The 19,011-nt window shown below is 58.4% G+C and carries 16 protein-coding genes and 1 tRNA gene; 4 read left to right on the forward strand and 13 right to left on the reverse strand.

Translation table 11 applies throughout. The features are described 5' to 3' along the window. Positions 1-378 precede the first annotated feature (378 nt). Both JIN78_RS14790 and JIN78_RS14795 read left to right on the forward strand, forming a co-directional pair. Entirely contained in the window at positions 379-2,253 is a 1,875-nt protein-coding gene (locus JIN78_RS14790; protein ID WP_200392767.1) for a rhamnogalacturonan lyase family protein, read from the forward strand. A gap of 11 nt (positions 2,254-2,264) precedes the next feature. Next, complete coding sequence (locus tag JIN78_RS14795) at positions 2,265-3,266, forward strand: polysaccharide deacetylase family protein (RefSeq protein ID WP_200392768.1); 1,002 nt, start codon at positions 2,265-2,267, stop codon at positions 3,264-3,266. A 263-nt stretch (positions 3,267-3,529) separates the two neighbouring features. Here JIN78_RS14795 and JIN78_RS14800 read toward each other — a convergent pair whose 3' ends face one another. The 6 genes from JIN78_RS14800 to JIN78_RS14825 all read right to left on the reverse strand — a co-directional run bounded on the left by JIN78_RS14800 (position 3,530) and on the right by JIN78_RS14825 (position 9,346). Continuing rightward, positions 3,530-4,129 (reverse strand): 3-isopropylmalate dehydratase small subunit, encoded by a 600-nt coding sequence (locus JIN78_RS14800; RefSeq protein ID WP_200392769.1) that lies wholly within the window; start codon positions 4,127-4,129, stop codon positions 3,530-3,532. A gap of 87 nt (positions 4,130-4,216) precedes the next feature. Then, positions 4,217-5,578, reverse strand: a complete 1,362-nt coding sequence (locus JIN78_RS14805; protein ID WP_200392770.1) for a hypothetical protein — start codon at positions 5,576-5,578, stop codon at positions 4,217-4,219. Positions 5,579-5,626: 48 nt separating this feature from the next. Then, positions 5,627-7,495 (reverse strand): cation:proton antiporter, encoded by a 1,869-nt coding sequence (locus JIN78_RS14810; protein WP_200392771.1) that lies wholly within the window; start codon positions 7,493-7,495, stop codon positions 5,627-5,629. A gap of 186 nt (positions 7,496-7,681) precedes the next feature. Further along, positions 7,682-7,756: transfer RNA gene (locus JIN78_RS14815), tRNA-Glu, on the reverse strand. Between the two features lie 423 nt (positions 7,757-8,179). Further along, positions 8,180-8,764, reverse strand: coding sequence for a BlaI/MecI/CopY family transcriptional regulator (locus tag JIN78_RS14820; protein WP_200392772.1), 585 nt, complete (start codon positions 8,762-8,764; stop codon positions 8,180-8,182). A 141-nt stretch (positions 8,765-8,905) separates the two neighbouring features. Next, entirely contained in the window at positions 8,906-9,346 is a 441-nt protein-coding gene (locus JIN78_RS14825; RefSeq protein WP_200392773.1) for a LysM peptidoglycan-binding domain-containing protein, read from the reverse strand. A gap of 122 nt (positions 9,347-9,468) precedes the next feature. Here JIN78_RS14825 and JIN78_RS14830 point away from each other — a divergent pair, with 122 nt between their 5' ends. Both JIN78_RS14830 and JIN78_RS14835 read left to right on the forward strand, forming a co-directional pair. Beyond that, the gene (locus JIN78_RS14830; RefSeq protein ID WP_234038023.1) at positions 9,469-10,800 is read left to right on the forward strand and encodes a DUF1552 domain-containing protein; all 1,332 of its coding nucleotides are present in this window, start codon (positions 9,469-9,471) and stop codon (positions 10,798-10,800) included. A gap of 53 nt (positions 10,801-10,853) precedes the next feature. Then, complete coding sequence (locus tag JIN78_RS14835) at positions 10,854-11,828, forward strand: AEC family transporter (protein WP_200392774.1); 975 nt, start codon at positions 10,854-10,856, stop codon at positions 11,826-11,828. A gap of 7 nt (positions 11,829-11,835) precedes the next feature. Here JIN78_RS14835 and JIN78_RS14840 read toward each other — a convergent pair whose 3' ends face one another. From JIN78_RS14840 to JIN78_RS14870, 7 genes are all read right to left on the reverse strand, one after another. Continuing rightward, positions 11,836-12,750 (reverse strand): FAD:protein FMN transferase, encoded by a 915-nt coding sequence (locus JIN78_RS14840; RefSeq protein ID WP_200392775.1) that lies wholly within the window; start codon positions 12,748-12,750, stop codon positions 11,836-11,838. Beyond that, positions 12,747-13,490: a PepSY domain-containing protein gene (locus JIN78_RS14845; RefSeq protein WP_200392776.1), complete on the reverse strand. Its 744-nt coding sequence runs from the start codon at positions 13,488-13,490 to the stop codon at positions 12,747-12,749. Before JIN78_RS14845 ends, JIN78_RS14840 begins: the two co-directional genes overlap by 4 nt. After that, the gene (locus JIN78_RS14850; protein ID WP_200392777.1) at positions 13,487-14,002 is read right to left on the reverse strand and encodes an FMN-binding protein; all 516 of its coding nucleotides are present in this window, start codon (positions 14,000-14,002) and stop codon (positions 13,487-13,489) included. Before JIN78_RS14850 ends, JIN78_RS14845 begins: the two co-directional genes overlap by 4 nt. Positions 14,003-14,085: 83 nt before the next feature. Next, positions 14,086-15,384, reverse strand: coding sequence for a porin (locus tag JIN78_RS14855; RefSeq protein ID WP_200392778.1), 1,299 nt, complete (start codon positions 15,382-15,384; stop codon positions 14,086-14,088). Positions 15,385-15,489: 105 nt separating this feature from the next. Then, positions 15,490-16,716, reverse strand: coding sequence for a saccharopine dehydrogenase family protein (locus tag JIN78_RS14860; RefSeq protein WP_200392779.1), 1,227 nt, complete (start codon positions 16,714-16,716; stop codon positions 15,490-15,492). Between the two features lie 163 nt (positions 16,717-16,879). Next, positions 16,880-17,644, reverse strand: coding sequence for a hypothetical protein (locus JIN78_RS14865; protein WP_200392780.1), 765 nt, complete (start codon positions 17,642-17,644; stop codon positions 16,880-16,882). 43 nt (positions 17,645-17,687) lie between these two features. Continuing rightward, complete coding sequence (locus JIN78_RS14870; RefSeq protein WP_200392781.1) at positions 17,688-18,860, reverse strand: NAD(P)-dependent malic enzyme; 1,173 nt, start codon at positions 18,858-18,860, stop codon at positions 17,688-17,690. Positions 18,861-19,011 lie beyond the last annotated feature (151 nt).

Raw genomic sequence — 19,011 nt, forward strand, 5'->3', positions numbered from 1 at the left:
ATTTCAGTCCTGATCCGCGGCACCTCAAAAGAGACCAACGAACCCGCAAATCCCCCATAGAATCAGGCCTCACAGCCTTAACCTGACGCGAATGGCCACTAGCCGAAAAGCGTGGAGGCCGCTTTATGATCAGTTTGGTCTCACTTACCAAGTCATCGGTCTCGCACAGTAGCAGATGATGGTCTTTTCTCGATTGAATCAGTTCGAGTCATGGTTGTGATCTGTTGCCAGTGGGTTGATTAGAGCTCTCCTTGGTCTGCTTTCTGGGTGAGAGGGCTCAGGCATGTCTACTACTATTTAGGTATTGTGGAGCAGGGGAGTCCGAAATTACCTTTAGATTGCTCGGGATACTTCCGCGACTTTTTGTTCGACTTTACCATGCGCCTTTTTACCCGCCCGTTTCCTTTCAGGACTTCCTTTCTTCTCTATCTCGTTCTCACAAACGTTTTCTTCGGGTTGGTCCCGGCCCATGGCGAGGTGAAGGAAGGGGAGCGGCTCCCTCGGGTCATGGAGTGGCTGGACCGGGGTCTGGTCGCCATGGAGTCTCCCGCTGGCATCTTCCTGTCCTGGCGCGTGCTGGGCACAGACGGCGATGAGACGGGCTTTAATCTCTATCGGAATGGTAAGAAAATTACTGATCTCGCCCTGAGCGGGCCATCGAATTTTCTCGATCAAGAGGGCAAAGTGAATGATCGCTATGCGGTCGAGGCAGTGCAAAAAAACGACATCCTAGGCCGTTCGCAAGAGGTGAAGGTCTGGCCAATGAAGGAGCCGAGGAAGGATGCACGGAAGAAGGGGATAACCGCTCTTCCCTATTTGGAAATTCCGCTCTCGCCCCCTTCGAGTGAGCACAGGCCCGGAGACATGAGCGTGGGCGATCTCGATGGCGACGGGGAGTATGAACTCGTGTTCGAGTGGGAGGGTCAACAGCCCTACCTCGAGGCCATTAAGCTGGATGGCAGGCGTTTGTGGCGCATCGACTGTGGGCCGAATGTGACCCGCAATAAGTTGGCCTTTCTCGTGTATGATTTCGATGGTGATGGGAAGGCGGAGGTGGCTTGTAAGACGGGTCCGCGAACGCGTGATGGCACGGGCCGCTTCCTCAGCAAGGGGCCTGCGGGAGAGGACAACGATCGAGAGGTGCTCAAGCGCATCAGTGGTAGACTGGTGGAAGATCCTGCTTATATTTCCGTCTTCAAAGGGGAGACCGGCGCGGAACTCGCTTCCACGCTTTACTGGCCACCCATCGGTCCGGAGTCGGAACTGGAAGCGACCTGGGATGATAACTACGGTCATCGGGCTTCATCCATCAAGGCGGCGGTCCTTTATCAGAATGGTTCGCGTCCGCTCCTGGTTTTTGCTCGTGGCATCTACTCGCGCATTGCGATGCAGTCTTACCGCTGGGATGGAATAAGACTCGAGCCGGTGTGGACCTTCGATACCGAGGATCCGGAGCATCCAGAATACCGGAAGTATCGTGGACAGGGGAATCACAGCCTCGCCGTTGGCGATGTGGACGGTGATGGCTCTGACGAACTCATCTACGGAGCTTGCGCCATCGATCATGAGGGCACGGGACTTTATTCGACTGGCATGGGCCACGGCGATAGCCACGCTTTGGGAGATTTGGATCCGTCGCACCCCGGGCTCGAGTTTTACCAAGGGCATGAAAACAAAACTTATGGCATCTCGATGCGAGCGGCAGGAACTGGGGAAATCCTGTGGGAGAGCCGAAGCGCGTCGGATGTGGGACGGGCTTGGGCGGCAGATGTGGATGCGCGCTTTCCGGGGGCTGAATGCACCTCCATTGCGAGACCGAATACTGACTGCAAGGGGAATGTGATTGAAACAAACTACAACTCCTATAGCCAACCGGTCTACTTCGATGGCGATGTCCAGCGCGAGTTGCGAAATGGAACTATCATTAGTCTGGGTCCGTCTGGTCGCATCCTTGAGGGCTGGCGATACGGCGCGGGCACGATTCATAGCTCCAAGAAGGATGCCAACCTCGTGGCGGACATCCTTGGCGATTGGCGCGAGGAAATTGTTTTCCGGCGCGGTGACAACCAGGCTTTGCTGGTCTTTTCTTCCTGGCTGCCCACCGACCGCAGGAATTACACCCTCATGCATGACTCCACCTATCGCATGAATGTTGTGGTGCAAAACATCGGCTACAACCAGCCGGCCCACCTTGGTTTTGATTTCACTCAGCCTGCACCCAAGCCTGCCATCAGAACAATCCAGTCCCGGTGATTTTTCCGGCTATGAAGTTTCGGTTTTCCCTCATCGCATTGATTGGCATCCTCCTTGTGGACCGCGCCTTAGTGGGAGGAGCGGAAACGCCTTCGGTCCGTATTGCCCGCTTCGACGGGAATAGAGCTGCCGCCATCAGTTACACCTTCGACGACAATATTCGGGATCAATATACTCTTGCCGTGCCGATGCTCGACGAGTTTGGTTTCAAGGGAACCTTCTTTGTCATCGCTGGAAAGACTGCCAAGACTCCAGAGGAAGGAGCCCGGCATTGTGATGTCGAGAATGTTCGGCGATTTTGGGGCGGAATCAGTTGGCCCGAACTGAAAGAGATGTCCGGGAACGGTCATGAAATTGCCAATCATACCTGGTCGCATCCGGCGTTGACAAAGCTGTCCTCCAGAGAGGTGGATGAGCAGATTGGCAAGGCGAGCGAGGTCATTGCATCGCATATTGGCGAGCCGCCGCTGACCATTGCCTTTCCCGGAAATAGCTCGAATCCGCAGGTGAGAGAAATCGCCTTGAAGCATCACGTGGCCTACCGCGCTTTCCAACAGAGCACCAAGGGATCGACTACCGCTGCTTCGCTTAATACTTGGGCGGATAAGTTGGTGCGGGATGAAAAATGGGGCGTTCTGATGACTCATGGCATCGAGGAAGGCTATGCTGCGATGAGCAGTCGGGAGGTGCTTCACGAGCACCTGAAGTATGTCAAAAGCCATGAGCAGGACATCTGGGTGGACACTTTCGCCAATGTCTCTCGCTATGAAAAAGAGCGGGAGAATGCGAAGTTGAGTGCGTCGGGGGAGGTCGGCAAACTCACTTGCACGCTCACTTCAGCCCTCGACCCGCAACTCTACAACGTTCCGCTAACCCTAGTCATCGAAGCGGCGAATGCCACCACAGCGAGAGCAATGCGCGGTGACGTGAACCTGTCAGCGGTTGTGGAAGATGGAACCATACTGATTGAAGCCACGCCAAGTTCGCAAGCCATCATCATCACCTGGAAATGAAGAGGCGGGAAACTGACTCTTTGACAGGATCGCCTGACGGATTGTGGCGGACGCGATCGCTGGTAATTGAGGCACTGGCTTGTATCGTGTTTTCGTTACAATCGAGTTCGTTTGCGACGCTGAGAGGGTCGGGGTATCGTTCAAGTAGAACGGATTCTCACTAGACCGCAAAATAACTATTTATATGGTATTAAAAGAAAAAAGCAGCCCGGGTGAGGGGCTGCTTTTTCAGTGAGAGGCGGGAGAATGGCCGGGCAGAGGGCTTAGACGTAGGCGAGGTTGCCGGCGGTCTTCTCGATGTTTTCGCTGTTTTCCAAGAGCTCTGCCAAGGGATCGTATTTGGCCGTGGTGAGGGCGCTGCGAGCCGAGCCGGGCATGGTCACTGGGAAGGATATGTCGGCGTAGTGAACTTTGAGGGTGTCGACATTGATGGTGATGCGGGTCTCGGGAGCCTCAGTCACAAAGGCGGCCAGAGCGGCAATATCTTCCGCGCTGGCGCAGAGGCAAGGCATGCCAAGGGTGGTGGAGTTGCCAAAGAAAATCTCGGCGAAGGATTCCGCAATGATGGCGCGGAAGCCGGAGCGGTAGATGGACTGGGGAGCGTGCTCGCGGGAGGAACCGCATCCAAAGTTGGCGCCAGAGAGAATGATGGTCGCGCCGTCAAACTTCGCGTCATTGAGGGGGTGATTGGTCTTCTCGCCTGTCTCCGGATTCACCTTGACGTCGTAGAACATGCCTTCCGCGAGGTCGTCGAAGGTCACGCATTTCATGAAGCGGGCGGGAATGATGCGGTCGGTGTCGATATCATTTCCGAGGACAGGAACGGCAGTGCCAGTGACTTGGGTAATTGCGGGTAGAGACATTTGCGGGGCAGCGATACGCTCTTTTGCGCGATTGGGCAAGCCCCTCTTCGGGTGAGTGTGCGCCTCACCACGGGATCGCAGGGGTCGTTATTTGAAAAATTCGCGCAAAGCTTGCTTTTCGGCGGGATGGAGATTGGGGGCTATTTTCCAGATGAGGTCGCCGCCCTGGCCGAGGTTGTCCACTTGGCCGCCGCCGCGCACTCCCGGCGCCACTTTGTCAACCTGGTGTTCTCCGTCTTCCAATTGCAAGAGATCGCCCGGGAGGGTCTGGGACAGGTCGCGGGACTGGAGGCCTTCCAACCCGCCTCCTGCCAAGGGGTCGCCTTTTTGGCCGAGAACGCCGGGAGCGGTGCCGGGGCCGCGATTGATTCCACCTTGGCCGGGCTGGCTACCGGGCTGTTGGCCAGCTTGGCCGGGCTGATTCCCCGTCCCTCCTTCCTGCAGCAGTTCGTCGAGCCATTCGCCACCGGGGCCCTCCCCGCCGCCCGGCTGTCCGGGTGCGGACTGCTGCATTTTCTGCGCGTGTTCGCGCATGTTCTGGCGCAGTTGATTGAGTTGCTCCGGGCTGAGCTGGCCCAATTGGCTGGGATCGATTTTGCCCAACTGCTCCCGAAGTTCCTGATTGGGCTTCATGGCGCCCCTATTCATTTTTTCGAGGGCCTCCGCAAACTCGCCCATAAGTCGCTCCCGGTTGCCGGGAGTCAACTCTGCGGCGTTGTTTTGCAGAGCCTGCAGGCTTCGTTCCGCTTTTTGCAGAGATTTTTCCAATTCCCGCAGATTCTTTTCATGAGTTTCCTTCAGGGTGTCGGTGGCTTCCAAGGCGGCGTGGTCGAACCAGTTCTCCTCGGGTTGCTCACGCAGCTTGTTGATTTTCTCCTCCAAGTCATCGAGATAGTCTTCGTCGACGAGCTTTTCTTCCCGCAGTTCGTCGAGGCTGGCTTGGAGGGCTTGTCGGTTGCCGGGCTCTTCCGGGGGGGGAGAATGCTGGCTCTTGGCGGAGATGGGCAAGAGGCAGGCGGCGGAGAGCAGAAGCAAGATCGCCAGCGGTGGAAGGAGGAGGCGGGGCCAGTTCCAGCGGGTGCCATCGGAAGAAGTCTCGCCCGGAGCGGGCCAAGGGGTGACCCCGGCCCGGGCCGCCGTGAGGGCATTGTCCAAGGCCATGGCCGTCTCCAGGCGGACGAGAGCCTGCGGAAGTGTGGTGAATCGTCGTCGGGCCTGCCACCACGCGATCAGCAGGGCCAGGACAAAGGCCCCTCCGCTCCCGCAAAGGACGGGTAGAAGGGGGAGAGAGCTTCCCTCCCGGCGAATGACGAGGATGAATGCGGTTGCCAGCAGTCCAAGGAGGACCAGGGGAAGGGCCAGCCGATCGAGAAACCAAGCCCAGTTGCAACGCCGGGCAGTGGCCTGCGCGCGGCGGAGCCAGGTGGACTCGGCATTGGTGGTGGACATTGTGGTCTGAAGCTAGGGCAAAATCAGGAAAGAGGCGAGAGGGAAACCTCAGAGACCCATGGGCTGCGCTTTTTCTTCCTCACTGGCTTTTTGGTTCTTGGGGGATTCCTCTTCCGGCACGAGGGCGTAGATTTGGGTTCCTGCGGGGAGGTTTTCCGTTTTCGGCTCCACCGGACCCAAGCCTTTTTCGGGGTGGTTCATGAAAAGAATCCGGGCGCTTTCTCCGTGCTCCCGGACAAAGTCCGCCAGCGTGAAAATCTCGGTGAGCCGGGTTTTCTTGATGCTGGCTCCACTGAGGGCGAGGTTTTCCAATTCGCGAAACTTGGGGCCGCCATGGAAACAGAGCCGGGCCCGCTGGCGATGATCGACCGCTTTGGAGTGGTGGGCATCGGCGTCGGTAGGAGTCAGCTGCCAGCAGTTGGCTTTGCCAAAAAGGTGCCCGAATTCCTGTGCCGCCATGGTGTTGATCTCATCATTGGGGGTGGCGGCGATGAGTTGGCCGATGCCGGTGAGCTCAAGGTTTTCTTCTGCAAATTCGGAGAGGATATTGGCCCGCACGGCAGGGAGTCCTTCCATTTTGGCTGAAGAAATTTTTTCGAACTTGGTGTCGAGCAGGAGGACGGGATGACCGTCGCTGTTGAGGGCCTTGGCCAGCATCCGGGTCCATCGGTCAGCTCCGGCAAAGAGAACCCCTTTGGTCGATTTGGCCGCCACCCCGAGGCCACGCGCCAGCGGAACAGCCAAGAGGCCGTAGACCATCACTGTGCCAATGATGACGATAAAGGTGACCGGAACCAGCTGGTCCGCCTGTTGGGCAATGGCCTCCACCATCATGCCATCGTGGGCTGCATGGGAGAACTCGAGCGCGAAAATGGAGGCGACAGCCGCTGCCACGATGCCGCGAGGGGCGAGGGCCGCGAGGAAGAGGTTCTCATTGAAGGTGGTTTGCTGGGACCCGAGATTGGCCAAGAGGACTGAGGCCGGACGAACAATGAAAATGAGCAGGGCGAGGAAAATCAGGCCAGGCACGAGAATGGATTTGAGAGAAGCGAGCTCAATGCGCCCGGAGAGGAGGATGAAGAGTAGGGAGATGATGAGGACGCGCAGGTGCTCCTTGAACTCGAGAACTTGTTTGACGGAAACCGTTTTTTGATTGGCCAGGGCAATACCCAGAAGGGTGACCGTAAGGAGACCGGACTCCGCCTGCACCGCATTGGAGAGAGCGAAGGAAGCGGCCACCACCGCAAGGAGAAAGACGGACTCCAAAAAGTCGGGGATAAGGTGATGCTTGAGAAGAAGTTCAATCACCCGGGCCAGGGAGAAGGCGAGGCCGAAGCCGACGATGAGAGTGAGAAAGAGGCCCTTCAAGAGATCGCTGATGGCGTCTTGCACCCCGGCGGAAATCGCGACCTGAAAGACCAGGACGGCGGCGATGGCTCCGATGGGATCCACGACGATGCCTTCCCACTTCACGATGGAAGCGACCTTGCGGGTAGGCTTGATGAGACGCAGAAGGGGCCCGACTACGGTGGGACCGGTAACTACGAGGATGGCCCCGAGGAGGGCCGCTACCCGCCAGTCCCAACCAAAAACGAGATTGGCGGCGAAGCTGGTTAAGACGCCCGCAATGAGGACTCCCCAAGTGCAGAGGCGCACCACTGGACTACCAGCTTCCCGGAGCTCGGAGAATTTCAGGGTTAGACCGCCCTCAAAGAGGATGATGGCTACGAAGAGACCCGTGATCGCGAGAAGGGTCTGTTCTTCCATGAAATCGTCGATGCTGGTGCCAGTGGTTGCGGAGAGACCAAAACCAAAGGCGAGGAGGAGGAGAATGGACGGCAGGCGGAAGCGCCAAGCCAGCCATTGGGCGAGAATGCCGAGAGTGAGAACAGCAGCAAGATAAGTCAGGGGGCTCATGTTAGCGGAACTTTAGGAAAACGGCGAAAGGTGGCGAGAACTAAGCGCGACAATCGCAGAGAAGGATCCAGAAGGGCGCTTGGATGTGAAGTGAGCCCTGAACTGGAAAAACGGGCACAAAAAAACCGCAGTCAAAACTGCGGTCGTTTGCGTCCCTTCAGTGCCTGTCTTTCCCGAAGGAAAGATTGGCAACCCGTAGGGGGATCGAACCCCTATTGCCAGAATGAAAATCTGGAGTCCTAACCATTAGACGAACGGGTCACTTGTTAGTGTTGGTTGGGCCCGCTCTCGCGGGGCGGCGACTATGCACTCGAGAACTCGATACGACAAGGACTTTTTTGCTAAAAACCGAAAAAAATTGCTCGGCGTCGAATCGGGAGGGCACTTGGGTTTTCTTACCTTGTTGGTAGAGAGTGTCTTTTTGCGGAGTCGAGTTCCGAGAGGGTGGGTGAAAAAAATTCGCCGAACAGTGAGGATTCCTGGAAAATCCTTCCGGTGTGGCCTTTTGCGAACTCCGGATGGGGCTGGGAGGGGGGCACTCGTTTCTGAAACGAGCCTCTTGAAGGAACCAGTCTTCAGCTGCGGGTCCAAGAAAGGAGAGCATCCTCCGGTTTCTTTCTTCTCTCGGGTTCCTTGCGCCGGGGGGGCGTGGCTCCGTTTTAACGAGAAAGAAGAGGGCCCATCTCAGGCCTCTTCTGTCTTGCGGCGGCGAGTGGTCTTCTTGGCCGACTTGCGAGCGGTCGCTTTCTTAACAGGCGCCTTTTTTGCGACTTTCTTCTTCGCCTTTTTCGGCGATTTTTTGGGAGGGGTTGTCGTTGCGGACGATTTTTTCGTAGCTGCCCTCTTCTTCCTGGTGGCTTTCTTGGTTGCCTTGCGTGGAGCAAGCTGGCGTGCGGCGGTCGGGTGGGCTCGCAGAGCACGATTGAGAGAAGTTTTCTCTTCCGGGGTCAGTTGGTCAGCGGCGAGGAGCGCTTCCATTGCCTCTCCCAAACTACCCGCAAAGACATTTTGAATGAGGCCTTTGAGAATGGGGGTAATGACCGTTCTTCGTTCTTTCGTGACCGAATAGATATTTGCCCGGCCCGAGCGCTTGGACTTGACCAACTTCTTTTTCTCCAAGTTTTGGAGGACAGACAGGTAAGTGGTGTAGGCTCGTTTCTTTTGATCGGGAAATAGTTCGCTGACTTGGGAAACTGTTGAGGGACCATTCGACCAGAGAATTGAGAGGGTCTGCAGCTCAAGCTGGGAGGGGATTTGCGGTTGGGGCATGATAGAGGGATAAAGGGGAGCCCGAGTGAAGGCCCAAATATCCCGGCAGAGCAAGAACGAATAACGAATTTATCATCTTTTTTTAGAAAAGGTGGGATTGTTCATTAATCCCACCTCTTGAAACTCGCTAGCTAATCCGTGTTAGCGGGGAATGGTTAGGGTTTGTCCCAAAATGATAGTGTCGGAAGTGAGGGCATTTGCTTGGCGGAGTTCGTCAACGCTTACATTGTATTGGCGGCTGAGACCCCACAAGGTGTCTCCCTTGACGACGGTGTGGGAGCTACCACCACCGGTGCTGGGAATCGCGGCCGGGCTGGTCGGGGAGTAAGTGGGAGAGCTGGTGGCGGGAGGGTTGACGGGCGGGGAGGGGATGGGTTGGTAGGGGGCTTGCGAGCCATCATCGTAAGTCGAGGTGGCGGCACCATATCCGCCCTCGGTGCTCACTCCGGGCACGGCGTAAGGGTTGTTAGGATCCTGATAAGTCCCGCCTTGAGTGTGGCCTCCCTGACCGGTTGGGGCCACGCAGCTGGCAAGAAGAAGGGAAAAGGACGAACAGAGGAGAATGAACTTGGTTGCTTTCATGCGCTGCAAATCTAGCCGAAAAGGGCGGAGACGAAATCGGAATGTGCGTCTGCAAGTGGTGAATGCCCGTTGGTAGTAGAAAAAAGCGGTAGAATTGGCCCTTTCCCTGCGTAAAATAGGGCATGATGGAGAACACCTCGCGACGTCGCTTTTTGATGGGACTGGGAGCTGCAGTGGGTTTGCCGGCCTTCGAGTCCACTCGTAGCCTGCTGGCGGCCAGTCACCCTGCAGCCAAGAGTCTCGCTACCACGGCCACGGGGGCCCCGCTCCGGATGGCTTATCTTTACGTTCCCAATGGGGTGAATGTCGCGAAGTGGAATTCGGGGGAGACCTTGGCTCCCTTGCAAGAGCACCGGGATCAGTTTTCTCTCATCAACGGGCTGGAAGTGGAAAAGGCAACCTCCGGTGGAGATGGCGGGGGAGATCACGCCCGGGGAAATGCTGCCTTCCTGACCGGAGTGCGCCCCAAGAAAACAGCCGGGGCCGATATCGCCCTCGGGCAATCGGTGGATCAATACGCTGCCGAACGCTTGGGGCAGGTGACCCGTTTCCGTTCCCTTGAGCTATCTACTGACGGGGTGCGCAAGTCCGGTTCTTGCGACTCCGGTTATTCCTGCGCTTATCAATTCAATCTTTCCTGGCGTTCGGAGACCCTGCCCATGACCCCGGAATCCAATCCTCGGCAATTGTTCGAGCGCTTGTTTGGAAAGGGTTCGGGCAAAGAGCGTGCAGAGAGCCGGGCCCGTCGACTTGCTGGAGAGCGTTCCATTCTGGACTTTGTCAACGAGGATGCCAAGTCGCTGCAAAAGCAATTGGGGCGGGGTGATCAGCTGAAGCTTGATGAATATCTCACCAGCGTGCGCGAGATCGAACGTCGCATCGAGATGGCGGAACGCTGGGAATTGCCGGAAGCCGGGCGGGAGGCTCCTGCGGGCATTCCGGGCAGTTATGAAGAGCATCTCCGGCTCATGTTCGATATGATGCTTTTGGCTTTCGAAACCGATTCCACGCGGGTGGCGACCTTCCTGATGTCCCACGAGGGTAGTAACCGTAATTTCTCCCACATTGGCGTGCCGGAGGGCCACCACGCCCTTTCGCATCATGGCCGGAACGAAGAAAAGCTCGCCAAGATTGCCAAGATTGACCTCTTTTACACCCAGCAGCTGGCTTACTTTCTCCAGCAAGCGAAGAGCAAGAAGGATGTCGATGGCAATTCGATTCTCGATAACTCGATGATTCTCTATGGAAGTGCCATTTCGGACGGGGATCGCCACTCCCACCGCGAGCTGCCCATTGTGATGGCCGGAGGAGGTGGAGGAGCGCTCACTCCGGGGCAGGATTTGACCCTTCCGCATGATACGCCCATTACCAATCTCTACTTGCGCATGCTGCACGAGATGGGAGTGCCCGCCAATCGCTTCGGCGACTCCACCGGTGTGCTCAATTACGGTTGATTCCGTTGCGAACGGGGCTTGCGCAGGAAGCGGAAACAGTGTCGGTAGGGGGCGTGCTTTCTTTCACCACCGTTCTACAGGCGGTTCTGCCAGTCTACTTCCTCGTGGGAGCAGGCATGGTGCTGCGCCGGGCCAAGATGCTGACTCCTGAGGTGGACGGCGGGATGTTGCGCCTCGTTATCCACTTTCTCTATCCCTGCCTTATCCTCGACAAGGTTCTTACCAATGAATTGGTGAGGGTCCCTTCGGTGGTCGGTTGGGGAGTGGGGGTGGGTTTCGGGATCATCATGATCGGCTACACCTTCTCCTGGCTGGTGAGCCGGGTCCTGGGGATGAAGCGTGGCTCGGGAAGTCGTAGTTTCACCCTTTCCGGAGGGATCCAGAATTTTGGTTACACTGCCATCCCGGTTCTCATGGCGCTCTTTGTGAGTGAAGCCAGCGATGATCGGGTCCTAGGAATTCTCTTTGTCCACAGCCTCGGGGTGGAAATCGCTATTTGGGTGGTCGGGGTGATGTTGCTTACGGGGAAATTCCTGCAATCTCCCCGGGCTTTGCTCAACGGGCCTATCGTGGCCATTGTGCTCGGTTTGGCGGGGGCTTATTCGGGGGCCTGGCGGTTTTTCGAGAGCGAGGGCGGACCGCTGGTGGGCGTCACCATCCGCCAGGCAATGAGCTGGCTGGGGGGCTGTGCCTTTCCCATGGCGCTCATTCTTATCGGGGCCACCATTCACGATCTTTTTGGGAAAGAGAAAATCGACTGGAAAGTGGCCCTGGGAGCGGTCTTCGTCCGCAATGGGGTGATGGCTTTGGTGATTCTCGCTCTTGCTAAGTATCTGCCCGTGATTCCGGAGCTGAAGCAGGTTCTGGTGGTGCAGGCCAGCATGCCGGCTGCGGTCACGCCCATTCTCATCACCCGCATCTACGGCGGGCAGCCCCAAGTGGCCATGCAGGTCATCATCGCCACCAGCGTGGTGGCTCTTGTCACCATGCCCTTCGTCGTCGCTTGGGGCATGGCTTGGGTGTTTTAGTGTTCGGTCAGCCTGAAACCGTTCCCTCAAGAGTGGGAGCCCCTTCCCAGCGGTGGGCTCGCAGGCCATGGGGGGGGGCGTCGAGCAGGTTTGGGGAAAGGGTGAAAATAGTGGCCCAGGCGTCGGCGGTGAGGGCGTCGGGGGCAAAGACGGCGATGGTGCGCCGGGCGGGTGGGCTGGTTCCCTCCGCGGGGGCGAGGAGGTGGTTGTCTCTCCCGGTTGCCGTTAGGCGGTGGCCGGACCCGGAGGAGACGGCCAAAGCTTCCTTGGCGAGGGTGACTTCGTCCAACGGGCGCTCCCGGGTGTCGGGATGAGGGATGGTGATGGAGTAGCGTTTTTTGCCGAAGGCCCGGTATTCTCCCATGTTGACGAGGGCGCGGGTGAGGTGGCGCTCTTGCAAGAAGGCCGTCACTTGGTCGGTGAGATAACCTTGGGCGAGGGCATTGAGGGTCAATTGAGTTCCGTGGAGGCGGATGCGGCGGGCGGAGAACTCGACCCGGGAGAAGTCCACCTTGCGGAGCTGGTTCTGTCGCTCTGTGGGAGAAGGGGGCGTGCCCGCGCGATGACGCTGGGCCAGCCAGCGCCAGTAGCTCTGGATAGTGGGGTCGAAGACTCCCCCGGACTGTTGATGCAGCAGGCGGCACTTGGCCAGCAGCTCGAGTAGGGCCTGGGGTGGATGGGCGAGGGAGCCCTCGGCGTTGAGTCGGCTGAGAACGGAATCTGAGCGATGGAGGGAGAGCAGCTGGTCGGCGGCGGCGAGAAGGTCGGGTAAGCCCGGGGGGAGTCTCTCCTCGGATGGGTATTGGAGGGAAACCGGGATGTGGAAGGCGGTGCCGTGCCAAATCTGGTCGTCTTCCCTGGTGCGGCAGGCGGGGAAAAGGAAAGAAGTGGCGAGGAGAGGAAGGGCGTGGCGACGCGTCATGGCGATGGGCGGTTCTTGCGAGGCCGGAAGAGGCCTAATCCGGAGGCCGCCAGGGCGAGGAGGGCCAGGGTGGACAGGGTGAGGAGGAATTTGCCCCCGCCGCCGAGAAAGGAAAAGTTATGCAAGTCCAGAAGCACCCGATAGTAGGAGACTGGCGTTTGGGCGGCGAGGGAGGCTTGCAGGCGATGGGGAAGGTCGGAGTCGGGGAGCGCGGTGAACTTCTGCCAGGGGGCCGGGGGAAGGGGGCTCTTTTCGTTTGCGGGAGGAAAGTCGAGGAGGTCGGCGTCGAACTGGTAAAGTCCTGTTGCGGTCTGGAGGAGGGGGCGGGGGTGGCTTTGCAAGGCGAGGAGGGGAGTCTCGGGAAGAGAGGCTTCCCCCAGGCTGTCAATGAGCTGGCCATTGGCATCGAGGAGATAGAGGTTTTCCCGGGTGGCCAGGAGCAAATGGGGCCCGAGCGGGACCGCTCCGACGAGGGTGCCGTCGAGCGGAAGGATCGCTTCGTCCAGGAAGAGGGTGTCGCCCCATTGACTGATGTGGCGGGAGCCGACCGCGAGAGTGCGGCCGGAGGAGAGGGGGGGGATGTCGAGATAGAATCCGGTGAGCAGGGGGGAGCGCAAAAACCGTTGGTCGAGTTTCAGCTCGGTGGTGTGATTGAGCACGAGACCGGTGAGGCACAGCCAGAAAAAGGGGAGGGCGAGCGCTCCCCCCAGCCAACGGTGATAGCGGCGTCTTTTTCTCACTGGATGGAATCGAGGTAGAGGGCCACTCGTCCCAGCCCGTCGAGGGCCCGCACCGAGAGAGTTGCTCCGGCGATATTGCGGATGGATTTGCTAAGGCGTCCGTCCTGACGCAGGCTGGCTCCCTGGAACTGTTTGCAAAAGTTGTTTCCGGCAACCTCATAACCGTGGCTTTCCCGGTAGATGAGGACGCGGACTTGAGTGATGGTGCCGCCGGAGGTGACGAATCCGGTGGTGATGGGTTCGGTTTTGCCTATTTCTTCCAGAATCCAGGCGGTTTTGCCTCCCGAGCGCCAGTAGCGCACCTTGCTGGCCCGATAGGGGTGGCCGATGAGCCGCTTGATGCGTGCCTGGTGGGTGTTGGTGAGGGTGAGGGCCTGGGTGGCCGGCAGTTGGCGGCCGAAGACCGAGTGCAGGAAGTCGGAAGGCTTCTGGTAGACCCGCTCGCCAGCAGAGAGAGAGGGCGCGAGTAGTATCAAGAGGGCGAGTAGGGGGAGGGAAAGGGAGCGCAACATGATCGTGGAGAGTGAACGGGAAAACGGCGGTCCCTGCAACCCGCAAGAACCGCCGCCAATGGGAAAAAAGCGCGTGGGGCAGCTTAGAAGCTGTAGCCAACGCCGAGATTGAGGAGGCTTTCGATCTCCTCGTCTTCATCCACAATGTGGTTGTAGTCAGCCTTTAGAACCACATTGTCGATGGGCCAGTAGTTGACTCCGATATCGAATTGGTCGAAGGAGCCACCGCCTGCGTTCGCCGCGCCCCGGGCATACTCGTAATGGCTGTAGCGTCCGAAAACGCCGACCCGCTGGTCGGTGCCGAAGCTCCAGGTGTAGGAGGGCTCAATGTAGCCGCCCCACTGGTGGTCGGCGTCATTCGCTTCAAAATCGGTGCCATCGATGTGCCAGGAGGCGATGAGGGCGCGCAAACCGAAGCCGCCGGCCTGATAGACGGCGGTGCCCCCAACGAGAACCGCCGAGTTGTCCTCTGCGGAGGTCGTTTGGGTGATATCGCGCTGATACTGGGCAAAGCCTGAGAGGGAAAGGCCGGGAAGGCCGTTGTAGCGCAGGCGGGCGGTAGCCGCAGGCTCTTGCGCGGGAGCTTCGGCCACCTTCTGGCGACCGGAGCGGATGCGGTAGGCGCTGCTTCCGGTGGTGGGCACATCCAAGCCAGAGTGAACGGCCAGGTCCCAGCCGAATCCGTTCTCCAAAGTCTGGGACAATCCGGCTCCTGCTTCCCACCAAGTGGTGGGGATGATGTTGCTCTCCACCCGGTTGCGCTCCACCCCGAAGAAGGTGTTGGGCTCGTGGGTTTCATTCAGCAGCCCTACCGGGATGAGGAAAAGACCGGCTTTGGCGCTAAGACCGTGGTCGAGGGTGAAGTCAATGTAGGCCTGCTCCAACTCCACTTCGCCGGGGGCTCCATCACCCGCCAAGGAGTGCTCCAATTCGAACTCGGAATACAGCTTGATGCGGTCGGAGAAGGAATGATTGAGGAAGAGAACCCAGCGGTGGAAATCAATGGCATTGTCCTCGCTGCCCCCCAGGTCGCGGGAGAGGTGGAGTTCGCCGTAGCCTCCGATGGTGGTCTTCTCGGCCCAAGCCAAGGCGCTGGAGGCTCCGTAGTTGTCGGAGCTTCCTCCGCTGTAGAGGGCATCAATGTCATTGTCGCCTAGCGAACTTTTGGCTGATGGAAGGGCCGCCGGAGCCGGAGCGGGCCGGGCCGCGGCTGATGCGGCCGGGCGGGCGGGCTCGTCCAAGGGGCCATACTTGGCCTCGTAGGCATCGACTTTGCTTTCCAGCTTCTCAAGCCGGGCGGCCAGTTCTTCCATTGTGACCCCCGGGAGAGTCGCGGCAGTGGCCAATAGGGTGGCCAAGGTTTTGCTCGTGGTCTGCTTCATGGTGGCGTGACTGCTATTGAGACTCAGTCTCGCAGGCAAGCGCAAAAACAACTTTTTCTGTTGTCAAGTGGACCGGGCAACTTTTTCGGGGGAGAAGGCTGGCCTTCAGGCTGGGGCGAGGGCCTTGGCTTGCTCAAGGCTCAGCTCCACCATTTTCCAAGGGAGACCATGCTCGTTGAGATCGGCCATGAAGGCGTCCGGATCGTGCTGTTCCATGTTCCAGACTCCGGGCTTGCGCCAGTTGCCGGAGAGCATTTGCTTGGCCCCAATCATGGCCGGAACGCCGGTGGTGTAGGAGATGGCCTGGGAACCGACTTCCTCGAAGCAGGCCTCGTGGTCGCAAATATTGTAGATGTAGAGGGCGCTTTCTTTGCCCTCCTTGTCGAGACCGGTCATGATGTTGCCGATGCAAGTGCGGCCCTTGGTGCGCTCGCCGAGATCACCGGGATTGGGCAGGACGGCCTTCAGAAATTGCAGCGGAATGATCTCCTGTCCGTTGTATTCCACCGGGTCAATCCGGGTCATGCCCACGTTTTGCAGCACTTCGAGGTGCTTCAGGTAATTGGGCGAGAAGGACATCCAGAACTGTGCGCGCTTGATGGTGGGGATGTGCTTGGTGAGGGACTCCAGCTCCTCGTGATACATGCGGTAGATCTCGTAGGTGCCCACCTCCTCCGGGCAAGTGAAGCTCTGGTGCTCGGACATGGCGGCGGTCTCCACGAATTCGCCATTTTCCCAGTGCCGGCAGGGGGCGGTGACCTCCCGGATGTTGATCTCGGGATTGAAGTTGGTGGCAAAGGCGTGTCCGTGGTCCCCGCCATTGACGTCGATGATGTCGAGGGTGTGAATCTCCGAGAAATGATGTTTGAGCGCGTAGGCGGTGAAAACGCCGGTCACCCCGGGATCGAAGCCGGAGCCGAGGAGGGCGCTGAGGTCCTTTGCCAGGAAGCGATCCTGATAGGCCCATTGGTGGGAATACTCGAACTTGGCCTCGTTGGGCGGCTCGTAGTTGGCGGTATCGAGGTAGTCGACGCCCGCTTCCAGGCAAGCGTCCATCAGGGGCAGGTCTTGGTAGGGCAGGGCGACATTGAGGAGGAGGTCGGGCTGGAGTTCGCGCAGCAAAGCGGCGGTCTCGGTCACGTTATCGGCATCGATTTGGCGGGTGGCGATGTCCCGTCCGGTGCGCTCCTTCACGGAGGCCGCGATGGCCTCGCATTTGGAAAGGGTGCGGGAAGCCAGCGTGATTTGGGCGAAGGTCTCCGGAACCATGGCACATTTGTGGGCGACGACATGACCGACTCCGCCCGCTCCGATGATGAGAACGTGTTTCATGCCCGCACAATCCTTCCCTCCTCGACGGGATGCAAGGCCTCATTGGAGAAAAGCGGTTTCTCCACGGCGGTCGGCCGTCCCGCCCCTTTTGCTCCCTCGCAGAAGCAGCGGGAGAAGGGAGGAGGATTGGGGGCGGTTTTCGCTGCCCGGGCGATTTGCCAGTTCACTCTGATAGAGAAGGGAGCATGGCTCGGAAAAACAACTGCTTCGAGTTCTCTTCCTCTTCTGTATTGAAGGTCAGGATTTCCTTTTTGATATTTTGGACGGCATCATCGATAAAGCGGCTCTCGTAGTTGGGAGACGGGTGAAAATACCAGTTTTTCAAGTCCATAGAGTATTGAAGCTTTCCGAAATGAGAAACTTCCCAACTTGCGTCTTCATTCTGATTGATCTCGAGTGAGGCGTTAGGAATGGAATTTCGGGGGAAGGCTTCGATCACGACAGTGTAGGAAAAAACGTAATACCCCCCAAACTCGTCCCCCTGGGAATAATCTCTGCTAACCACACAAAGGGGAATTTCTCCCTCCGTGAATCCATCGTAGCCAAGGAGAGCTGTTCTCCAGTAATACGTTCCCGCAGATGAAAAATCTAACATGCCGATAGACGAATCCGTAATCGCGTGCCTCAGATAGCCGAAGCCAGCCAGTGGGTCTTGAGTGGCGGGCGTCGGAGACGTCACTTCTATCCGGATGGATTGAATGATGAGGTTGTCCGCGTTGTTTACAGTGAAACAATCATACAGCTCATTCGGGCCTCCTATTGTTCCGGAAATGCGATTCTCCCCCGCGTTCAACTTGTCGGTGATCAGAGTGTAGGAGTCTGGTAAATCCCCAAAATCTCCGAGAGTAGCTTCTGAGACATCGAAGCCTGCAAGGGAAAACTGGGTGGCAGCGGCAAAGACCAGTAGAGTGTCGTGAAGGAGTTTCATTGTGGGTGGGGAAGAGGGTCTTTGAGGTGTTGGTCTAGCATTTTCAGGCTTCGCTCCAAGCTTGGGCCACCGCGCGGGCGACGAGGGGAGGCACGGTGGTGTTGAGGGGGGAGGGGAGAATTTTGTCCGCGCTCAGGTCCTGCACGGCATCGGCAAGGGCATGGGCTGCGGCCAGCTTCATCGCGGGAGTGATGCGGGCCGCACGGGCATCGAGAGCTCCCCGGAAGATGCCGGGAAAGGCGAGGACGTTGTTGACCTGGTTGGGGAAGTCGCTGCGGCCGGTGCCGACGATGGCGGCTCCGCCGGCTTTCGCTTCCTCGGGTAAGATCTCCGGGGTGGGGTTGGCCATGGCGAGGATGATGGCGTCGGGGTTCATGGCTGCGATATCGTGGCGATCGAGAAGGTTGCCTTTGCTGACCCCGACAAAGACGTCGGTCCCCTTGATCACTTCCTTCAGTTCGCCGCTTCGTTGGCTGCTGTTGCTGAACTGAAGGAGGGCCTTCTTCTGTTCGTTGAGGTCTTCGCGTCCGGCATGGATGGCACCCTTGCTATCGCAGATGATGACTTCGCGCACGGTCATGCAGCCCGCGTTCTCGTGCCCCACGCAGCGGAGGAGCTTGGCAATGGCGGTGCCGGCTGCGCCCGCTCCATTGATAACCACAGTGAGGTCGGTCATCTTTTTGCCGGTCACTTTGCAGGCATTGATCATGGCTGCGAGGAGGACGATGGCGGTGCCGTGCTGGTCGTCGTGAAAGACGGGGATGCCGAGGTCTTGCAGGCGATCCTCGATCTCAAAGCAGCGGGGGGCGGAGATGTCTTCCAAGTTGACGCCGCCAAAGCCGGGGGCGATGCGGCGGACGGTGGCGATGATTTCCTCGCTGTCCTGGGTGTCGAGGCAGATGGGCCATGCGTCGATATTTCCATATTCCTTGAAGAGGAGCGCTTTGCCCTCCATCACGGGCATGGCGGCGAGGGGGCCGATGTTGCCCAGACCCAGCACTGCCGAGCCATCGGTGACGACCGCCACGGAGCTCCGCTTGATGGTGAGCTCGTAGGCTTTGGCGGGGTCGGCGGCGATCGCTTCGCAGGGAGCGGCCACCCCGGGAGTGTAGGCGATGGACATGTCCTCGGTGGTCGCTACGGGGAGCTTCGAGGTGACGGCGATTTTTCCACGCAGTTGTTCGTGGACGATGAGGGAGCGTTCTCCAAAGGTCATGTCATTTTCTAACGACTTCTCTTGTCGGAGGCAAAGCTTCCCTTTTGAAAATCGCTTATTTGAGATAATTGAATAAATATTAACTTATATAAACTTTTGTAAGTTTTTCAGCTATGATTTATTTGGAGAGAGGAGGGAAGAATAATGGCAT

This window comes from Roseibacillus ishigakijimensis, from assembly GCF_016595415.1.
GTDB lineage: Bacteria > Verrucomicrobiota > Verrucomicrobiia > Verrucomicrobiales > Akkermansiaceae > Roseibacillus > Roseibacillus ishigakijimensis.

What these genes read in the sequence shown, in the direction of transcription:
- JIN78_RS14810 (WP_200392771.1), bottom strand. Translation starts at nt 7,495, where the DNA reads ATGAGCCCCCTGACTTATCTTGCTGCTGTTCTCACTCTCGGCATTCTC.
- JIN78_RS14860 (WP_200392779.1), bottom strand. Translation starts at nt 16,716, where the DNA reads ATGAAACACGTTCTCATCATCGGAGCGGGCGGAGTCGGTCATGTCGTC.
- JIN78_RS14865 (WP_200392780.1), bottom strand. Translation starts at nt 17,644, where the DNA reads ATGAAACTCCTTCACGACACTCTACTGGTCTTTGCCGCTGCCACCCAG.
- JIN78_RS14820 (WP_200392772.1), bottom strand. Translation starts at nt 8,764, where the DNA reads ATGCCCCAACCGCAAATCCCCTCCCAGCTTGAGCTGCAGACCCTCTCA.
- JIN78_RS14795 (WP_200392768.1), top strand. Translation starts at nt 2,265, where the DNA reads ATGAAGTTTCGGTTTTCCCTCATCGCATTGATTGGCATCCTCCTTGTG.
- JIN78_RS14840 (WP_200392775.1), bottom strand. Translation starts at nt 12,750, where the DNA reads ATGACGCGTCGCCACGCCCTTCCTCTCCTCGCCACTTCTTTCCTTTTC.
- JIN78_RS14800 (WP_200392769.1), bottom strand. Translation starts at nt 4,129, where the DNA reads ATGTCTCTACCCGCAATTACCCAAGTCACTGGCACTGCCGTTCCTGTC.
- JIN78_RS14870 (WP_200392781.1), bottom strand. Translation starts at nt 18,860, where the DNA reads ATGACCTTTGGAGAACGCTCCCTCATCGTCCACGAACAACTGCGTGGA.
- JIN78_RS14850 (WP_200392777.1), bottom strand. Translation starts at nt 14,002, where the DNA reads ATGTTGCGCTCCCTTTCCCTCCCCCTACTCGCCCTCTTGATACTACTC.
- JIN78_RS14805 (WP_200392770.1), bottom strand. Translation starts at nt 5,578, where the DNA reads ATGTCCACCACCAATGCCGAGTCCACCTGGCTCCGCCGCGCGCAGGCC.
- JIN78_RS14830 (WP_234038023.1), top strand. Translation starts at nt 9,469, where the DNA reads ATGATGGAGAACACCTCGCGACGTCGCTTTTTGATGGGACTGGGAGCT.
- JIN78_RS14855 (WP_200392778.1), bottom strand. Translation starts at nt 15,384, where the DNA reads ATGAAGCAGACCACGAGCAAAACCTTGGCCACCCTATTGGCCACTGCC.
- JIN78_RS14790 (WP_200392767.1), top strand. Translation starts at nt 379, where the DNA reads ATGCGCCTTTTTACCCGCCCGTTTCCTTTCAGGACTTCCTTTCTTCTC.
- JIN78_RS14825 (WP_200392773.1), bottom strand. Translation starts at nt 9,346, where the DNA reads ATGAAAGCAACCAAGTTCATTCTCCTCTGTTCGTCCTTTTCCCTTCTT.